Origin of the sequence: Methanococcoides sp., assembly GCF_030594565.1 — an archaeon.
Lineage (GTDB): Archaea > Halobacteriota > Methanosarcinia > Methanosarcinales > Methanosarcinaceae > Methanococcoides > Methanococcoides seepicolus.
In genome coordinates this window covers 19,985-27,730 of record NZ_JAUVEY010000010.1, presented here as the reverse complement: position 1 = coordinate 27,730, position 7,746 = coordinate 19,985, and the positions used below count along the sequence as shown (strand labels likewise).

At 41.9% G+C, this 7,746-nt stretch carries 6 protein-coding genes and 1 pseudogene; 4 read left to right on the top strand and 3 right to left on the bottom strand.

Features of this window, described 5'->3' with window-relative positions; genetic code table 11:
• Window positions 1–467, bottom strand: a pseudogene (locus QAS77_RS01820) (COG1361 S-layer family protein); the annotation flags it as partial.
• A gap of 19 nt (window positions 468–486) precedes the next feature.
• Window positions 487–1,209 carry an ABC transporter ATP-binding protein gene (locus QAS77_RS01815; RefSeq protein WP_276575050.1) on the bottom strand — a complete coding sequence of 241 codons (723 nt, stop codon included), beginning with the start codon at window positions 1,207–1,209 and terminating at the stop codon, window positions 487–489.
• 256 nt (window positions 1,210–1,465) lie between these two features.
• Between QAS77_RS01815 and QAS77_RS01810 the strand changes: the two genes are divergently transcribed.
• From QAS77_RS01810 to QAS77_RS01795, 4 genes are all read left to right on the top strand, one after another.
• Window positions 1,466–1,684 carry a hypothetical protein gene (locus QAS77_RS01810; RefSeq protein WP_250867459.1) on the top strand — a complete coding sequence of 73 codons (219 nt, stop codon included), beginning with the start codon at window positions 1,466–1,468 and terminating at the stop codon, window positions 1,682–1,684.
• A 302-nt stretch (window positions 1,685–1,986) separates the two neighbouring features.
• Window positions 1,987–3,261, top strand: a complete 1,275-nt coding sequence (locus tag QAS77_RS01805) for a Glu/Leu/Phe/Val family dehydrogenase (protein ID WP_250867458.1) — start codon at window positions 1,987–1,989, stop codon at window positions 3,259–3,261.
• 124 nt (window positions 3,262–3,385) lie between these two features.
• Window positions 3,386–5,677 carry an ATP-binding protein gene (locus QAS77_RS01800; protein ID WP_305063956.1) on the top strand — a complete coding sequence of 764 codons (2,292 nt, stop codon included), beginning with the start codon at window positions 3,386–3,388 and terminating at the stop codon, window positions 5,675–5,677.
• 40 nt (window positions 5,678–5,717) lie between these two features.
• Window positions 5,718–6,908, top strand: coding sequence for an MFS transporter (locus tag QAS77_RS01795; protein WP_305063955.1), 1,191 nt, complete (start codon window positions 5,718–5,720; stop codon window positions 6,906–6,908).
• On the opposite strand, the gene QAS77_RS01790 is transcribed toward QAS77_RS01795, so the two are convergent.
• Window positions 6,903–7,739, bottom strand: a complete 837-nt coding sequence (locus QAS77_RS01790; RefSeq protein WP_305063954.1) for an MBL fold metallo-hydrolase — start codon at window positions 7,737–7,739, stop codon at window positions 6,903–6,905. The two genes, QAS77_RS01795 and QAS77_RS01790, sit on opposite strands and share 6 nt — an antisense overlap.
• Window positions 7,740–7,746 lie beyond the last annotated feature (7 nt).

The window sequence follows — 7,746 nt, the reverse complement described above, 5'->3', positions numbered from 1 at the left end:
TTTGAGAGCCCCACGGTACCTTTGCTATCAAAAGTGGTGGAGCCTACTTTGATATCAAAAGTACTTTTTTGCCAGGAGGAGTCATCACTCGCACGATACAGTATGTCAAAACTGCCTGTACCTGCCTTTGCACCATCATCCACATAAAGGCGATACTCATGGATAGCAGCCCTGTCAGGAGGTAATATGCCGAAATTCTCCATGGCATTGTTTTCTGAATCCAGTGATAAAGGATAATCAGGCTCGATCTTAATTGTGACATCTTCAGCAGTCCCGGATGCAAAATTCTCAACTTTTATCCATACATCTACATAAGCACCTATTTCTGCAGGATATGGATCATACCTCAAGAGGTCCGCCCTTAATGTACTGCTGGAAGATTCTGCACCAGCAAGCATGGGAGCTACAGCAACAAAAAATACCATGAACAGTATCAGAATTCCGATCGGTCTTTTATAGTTTTTCACAATATACTCCACCCTTCTATCAATTAATGACATCAGTACGGTCTTCGACAGATCCATCTTTCAGGTTTATCACCCGGTCAGCATATATTTTTGCAAGATTTGGATCATGCGTGATCATTATAACAGTACGTCCCTTTTTGTTGAGATCAGTGAACAGGTCCATTATCTCCTTACCGGTTTTGGAATCAAGGTTTCCGGTAGGCTCATCGGCCAGGATAAGGGAAGGGTCATTGATCAGAGAACGTGCAACAGCCACCCTCTGGGATTGCCCGCCTGAAAGTTCAGTTGGACGGTAATTCATTCGATCTTCCAACCCCACCAATTCCAGAAGCTCCTTTGCATGTTTTCTATTATCAACACCTGGCCTGCTATTGGCATAGGTAGGAAGTTCTACATTCTCAAGAGCTGTCAGCCTCGGAACAAGATTGAAGCTCTGGAACACAAAACCAATTTCCAGCCCCCGAAGTCTTGCCAGTTCATCATCAGAAATAGTGCTCACATCTTTGCCCATTAGAATGACACTACCACATGTAGGCCGGTCCAGACAGCCTATAAGGTTCATAAGTGTACTTTTACCTGAACCCGAAGGACCCATTATAGCTACAAATTCTCCTTTTTTAACAAGCAGGTTCACATTTTTAAGAACTGGAACCATCATATCACCTACCTGATAAGAACGACAAACATCATTCGCCCTTACAACAGCAGGATCATCATTTTCCGGATTCTCTATAGTTTTCAAATAGTCACCTCTAAAGGACCATAAATAGCTCAATGTTTTCTATGATTAATATAACATTAGTGAAATATAAACGAGGGTTGTCCACAAAAATAACTTAATAGAAATATTGAGTCTCTGCTTATTTAAGAGTTAGCATATATCGTAAACATTGACCCCCTGAGTAGTCATTTTAATGACATATACAAAGCCGAACCTTTATTAACCCAAAAGACCAACATTTAACAGCAAATTCCGTCAACAGTAATGGAGATCAACTATGGGGATAATCGACAAGAATCAAAACATCATAAGCGAAATAATTGGATTCGTATTCTTACTTTCTGCTTTGAACAATCTATTTGGAATTGGCATACCCTACATTTCGAACAGCAACATAACATATTTCCAGTCGTTCATCCTGATGATACTTGGCATCTACCTTATGGGATACAAAAGGATCCCAAGGGAGCTTGCACCCAGATTAAGAAAACAGTGAACGGTTTTTGTTGAATTTTGGTCCAACGTAGCAATATTAAAAATAAATAAGAAACGGCAGGGAACTTATTTCCTGCCAATGAAAAAATAAGCTACTGCACCAAAGATTCCGAAGAAAAGTGCAAGCATCACCCCCACCAAATAAATTGATACTTTAGCAAAAAGGTCACGTGTTGCTAAAAATTAGTGCCATATTCTTTCTTTAAGGACCCTTACCTTTCTGCAAATTTCACAAGAAGCAATTTTAGAAAACGAATATTAACTATCATATACAAATTATCAATACAGAATGGAGGGATGAACTTGCCAAATAATAAATTAGAACGTATTCATTCGGATAGTGCATCAACTTGCAAACTATGCCAGATGGAAATGGATAGTATCCATGAACGTTTAGATATGAAAATGGAAGAGATAGACATTCTGGACACACCCAGACGCTCATTCTCAGTTCATTTCCCGGTACGTATGGATTCCGGAAAAACAAAGATGTTCATCGGTCACCGAGTTCAGTACAACGATGCCCGGGGTCCCACCAAAGGAGGGATACGATATCATCCTGAACTTACCGTCGAATATCTTCAGAACCTTGCATTCCTCATGGCGATCAAATGTGCTTTAGTGGAGATCCCTTTCGGAGGTGCAAAAGGAGGGATAGTCGTGAACACAAAGGAGCTTAGCAGGGGAGAGCTCGAACGGGTCACACGCGCCTATATCCGTGAAATGTCCGACTATATTGGTCCATTTAAGGACATACCCGCACCAGACGTCTATACCGATGAACAGGTAATGGTGTGGATAATGGACGAATTCGAAAGGATAAAGGGAGAACATGTCCCATCCATCGTAACAGGAAAACCATTAGCCCTCGGCGGCAGCAAAGTGAGGAAGTATTCAACAGCCCTTGGGGGCGTCTATATCCTCGAAGCAGCCCTTAACGAACTGGGCATTACAGGATCGGACATCAAGATCGCAGTACAGGGATTTGGAAATGTAGGCAAGAACGCAGCCCGCATTCTTCATGAAAAAGGATACAAAGTATGTGCGGTCAGTGATTCAACTAGCGGGATATTAAATGAAAAAGGACTTGACATCCCAGCTGTTATCGAACACAAATCCAGAACAGGTCATTTGATGGATTTTCCTGATGCAAAAGAGATAACCAATAAGGAATTGATCACCTCGGATTGTACAGTGCTTATCCCAGCAGCGCTTTCAGATCAGATCGATCTTGAAAATGCAAATAATGTAAAAGCACAAATAATCCTTGAACTTGCAAATGCACCTACATCTAGCGAAGCAAGTCAGATCCTGCTTGGACGCTCTGTACTGGTGATACCGGATATACTGGCAAATGCCGGCGGCGTTGTTGTTAGTTATTTTGAATGGATACAGAACCTCAATCAGGATTACTGGGAAGAAGAGAAGATCCTCGAAAAGCTAAGAAAAAAGATGATGACAGCTTTTGAAACAGTATATCCAATTTATTGTGAAGAAAAATGCAGTATGAGAAGAGCAGCCCTCCAGCTTTCTATTGAAAGAATACTGGAAGCCGAAAGATTGCGTGGAAATCTTTGAATGTGCCTTAAAATACTTGCACAAGTATTAAATAAATTTAGTTATGATAAGAGGTATAATTAAATAAAATATATATTTACGTGTGCAAAATATACCCCGATCAAATTTATGACATGGAGTTAATTTGAATTATCTTGATAATATTTCGATCAGAAAAAGACTAACCATTTACATCGTTATTGGAACATTTCTTGTGCTCATAGCATCAAGTTTTCTGATCATATCAACTTCAACGACCCAGCACGAAGAACTTGCCTATCAACAAGCTAAAGAGACTGCCGGAAAATATGCAAATCAGTTCAACGGTGATATGGTGAGAAGCCATACCATCGGAAGAACGATCGCGTACTCAATGACAAACGATGCAACGCGAGACAGAGATGAAGCAAATCAGGTCCTTCGGGAAATACTCATCCAAAACCCTGAACTCATTGGAGTGTATGTCGCATTTGAACCCGATGCATTCGATGGAAAAGACAAGCAATATATCAACGCAGTAGGTCATGATACCACAGGCAGGTTCATCCCATACTGGAACAAATTGACCGGTACCATAGAATTAGAGCCTTTAAAGAACTACGAAGATCTGGCTTATTACTCATCACCTAAATTATTAAAGACCGATATCATCACTGAACCTTACTGGTACAATGATAAAATTGTCATCAGCTATTCAACGCCCATATTCTCTGATGGTGAGTTCATAGGGGTCGGCGGTGTCGACGTATCACTGAACGATCTTGACAGTATGATCAACAACATCACGATATTTGAGTCGGGTTATGCATTCCTTAGCAGCAACAAAGGGATGATCTTGTCATGCCCTACCAATAAAGACTGGATAGGTAACAAATCCCTATGCGAATTCAATAACCATATCCATGAAATGTCACAAGATATCGAAGAAGGGAAAAGTGGGCAGATCGAAACAATTGATCCCACCACAGGAAAAGAGGTCATCGCATTTTATGAACCATTAAAAGAAGGAAACTATTCGTTCGTGCTTGTAGTCCCAAAAAAAGAAATGCTTGCAGGAGTAGTTTCTTTAAGGAATGAACTGGCATCCTTCTCAGCGATCGCAATAATCTTTATGGGAGTCGTTGCGTCCTTAACAGCAAATACAATAAGCAAAAGAATCGAAGACATTGTAGACGACTTCAAGCAAATTGCAGATTCTGCTTTGAACGGGGACCTCAAGGCCCGGGCAAATACAAATATAGGTGCAGATCTCGAAAAGATCCCCATTGGCCTGAACGAGCTTCTTAGTACCCTCCAGAGTTCACAAGAACTTAATGAAGAGATGAACAATATCATTGACCATAGCCCGGCAACCGTGTTCAAGTGGAAAAATGCAAAGGGTTGGCCTGTAGAGCTCGTTTCTGAAAATGTCACTCAATTTGGCTACAGTGCCAATGATTTTATCTCAAATACGATCAACTATGCAGACATAATCCATCCTGATGATATAAGTCGTGTAGAAGACAGACTCGAAGAAAGTCTGAAAAGGAATGTTCCAAATTTCATCAGCCAATACAGGATAATATCGGGATCAGGGTATCTTCACTGGGTGGAAGAACAGACCCTGTCCCATAGTGATCAAAACGGCGAGATCAAGCACCTCCATGGAATAATTGTTGACATCACTGAAAGAAAAAAAGCAGAGGATATAGTAATTCAAGCTAAACTGGCTGCTGAGGCCGCGAACCAGACAAAGAGCGAATTCCTCGCAAACATGAGCCATGAACTAAGAACACCTTTGAACTCTATAATCGGTTTTTCAGGACTCCTTATGGAAAGGACCATTGGGGACATCAATGACAAACAGGAGAAGTATGCCAATAACATCCTGACCGGAGGCAAACACCTGTTAAGTCTCATCAATGATATTCTCGACCTCTCAAAAGTAGAGTCTGGAAAGATGGAACTTTACTATGAAACGTTCCCCATAAGTGATATCATCACAAATGTTGTGACACTATTGAACCCACTTGCAGTAGAAAAGAGCATTGAAATAGCTACAGATCTCGATGAAAGACTCTCATTGATAACTGCTGACAAACAGAAAATTAAACAGATACTTTACAACCTATTAAGTAACGCTATTAAATTCACTGATGAGAAAGGTGCAATCTCCATAAAAGCTCTCTATGATGACGAACTTGTACAGATACGCATAAAAGATAGCGGAATAGGAATAGACAAGAAATACATCGAAAAGCTCTTCCAGCCATTCCAACAAATAGACTCCGCTGCTTCAAGGAACTATCAGGGCACCGGTCTCGGACTTGCCCTTGTCAAGAGCTTTGTTGAAATGCACGGAGGGAATATATGGGTGGATAGTGAAAAGGGTAAGGGAAGTATATTCACGTTCACTATTCCGGTAGAAGGGATAGTAAGACAGGATAATGGACAGTAATGAATAATTTATATCACATCCATTACAAATAAATATATACATGCCTGGAATCAGCCGTCTTGTTGACCATCAACTGTACATTCTTTCATTGTCCAAAATATTCAAGGACCTTGCAACCGGAATGATGGTATTCATAATTCCATTGTATGTTGCGAACATAGATTCCCTCATCCTTCAGGACATGCCTATAGTACTCAAAGCAGGTCTTGCAACAACTGTTTTCGGGCTGGCTAATTCCATTTCCCAACCATACATGGGAAGATTGAGCGAACAACTCAATAAAAGGAAAGGTTTTCTGCTCCTCGGATATGCTGTTTTTTCAATTATATGCTATCTTTATTCCGTATCAGACTCTTTTGAATCTATACTTGTCTTAAGGACGGTTCAGGGAATTGCAATAGGTGCAACAATTCCTGCCATCGTTGCAATGATCACTCATCTTTCAACATCCACAGTAAGAGGTCAGGCCATCGGCATATATTCCACCCTGCGCGGAGCTTCCTTTGGAATTGGTACGCTTGTAGGCGGTGCGGTGGTGACATACTATGGATTTGTTGCAGGGTTCTATGTAAGTGCAGCCCTTGTGATGATAAGTGCATTCATGATCGCTGTCTTCGTGAAAGAAACAAGATCACATGAAGTAGCCACTGTTGAAGTGTCACATGTTGATGATCCGTTCATCATCAGAGTGCTTGCTGTTGCAATGTTCATGATGCTTGTGGGAATAATGCTGATCCTCTCACTCCTTCCTGCATACCAGACAAGACTGGGTGCAAGCGAACTCCTGCTTGGTGTTGCCCTGTCTGCATACGTGATCTCGAGAATAATATTTCAAGTGCCTATCGGGATGTTCTCAGACCGCTTTGGAAGAAAACTACCGATCCTTTGCGGAATATTCTTCAATGCTCTGATAGTTTTTGCCCTTGGTTATGCACCAGACATTAATTCACTCATATTCTTAAGGCTACTTCAGGGAATAGCCATGGCAGCAGTTGAAACCCCGCTACTTGCCCTTGCGGTCGATATTGTAGGAGAGTACAACATCAGCAGCCGGATAAGCACCATCACAAGTGCACAGGCAGCAGGAGTTGCAGTAGGTCCCCTCATCGGCGGAATTTTCGGAGGATATGTCAGCTTTGAAACGCCATTCCAGATCAGCAGTTTGATGATAGTGCTCTCAGGAATAATGGTCTGGATGGTTTTGAGGAAAAAGAAGGAAACGAGATCATAAAAGCTCGATATCCGTATTCAAATGAGCTTCAAGCGACCTCAAAACAAGAGGATTTATGGCCACACCTTCCAAACCGATCTCATCCATTACCTTTTCCCATGAAACTGAAGAGAATTCAACAACAGCTTCATGGATACGATGGATATGTTCGATGCAGCCATCGATATAACTGTAGGCATCCTCACCCTTCACAGGATCGTCCCATGATGATAGAAGGGTCTCGATGTTGTCGACATCCTTTATCCTTCTGAGAGATGAAAGAACTTGTTCAACATCCTCATATATCGGAATATCGCCAACAAGAGGAAGAGCATCTCCCGTGAACAATACGTTGTCAGGGAGTAGCATCAAAGAGATGGAACCTCTAGAGTGTCCCGGAGTGTGCATGACCTTCAGGGAGAGAACATCATCAAGCTCGATGAGATCACCATCTTCGAGAATGTCATCGACCTTGACCGAACCACCGGTAATATTCTCAAAACCCGGAACTGGACGTAGCTTTGCCTGAATGTCCGGATGCTCGATCCACTCAACGGCCTCCCTGTGAGCTGCTACTTTGCAACCTGTAAGCTCTTTTATTGCAGGAGTGGAACCTGTGTGGTCCGCATGGGAATGCGTCTGGACGATAAGTGAGATCTCATTTGGATCCCTTCCTGTCGCCTTAATATGATCGAAGATGATCTTCTCCGACCCAGCGACCCCGCAATCTACAAGGCAAACATCACGACTATAGATAAGATATGAATGAACATAACGTTCGATCCGCTCACCAGAATTACCCATCAGGGTAAAAGGTATCTTTATTGCATGAACATGCCTTGTGAGCTGCATGGATATC

What these genes read in the sequence shown, in the direction of transcription:
- QAS77_RS01810 (WP_250867459.1), top strand. Translation starts at nt 1,466, where the DNA reads ATGGGGATAATCGACAAGAATCAAAACATCATAAGCGAAATAATTGGA.
- QAS77_RS01795 (WP_305063955.1), top strand. Translation starts at nt 5,718, where the DNA reads ATGCCTGGAATCAGCCGTCTTGTTGACCATCAACTGTACATTCTTTCA.
- QAS77_RS01790 (WP_305063954.1), bottom strand. Translation starts at nt 7,739, where the DNA reads ATGCAGCTCACAAGGCATGTTCATGCAATAAAGATACCTTTTACCCTG.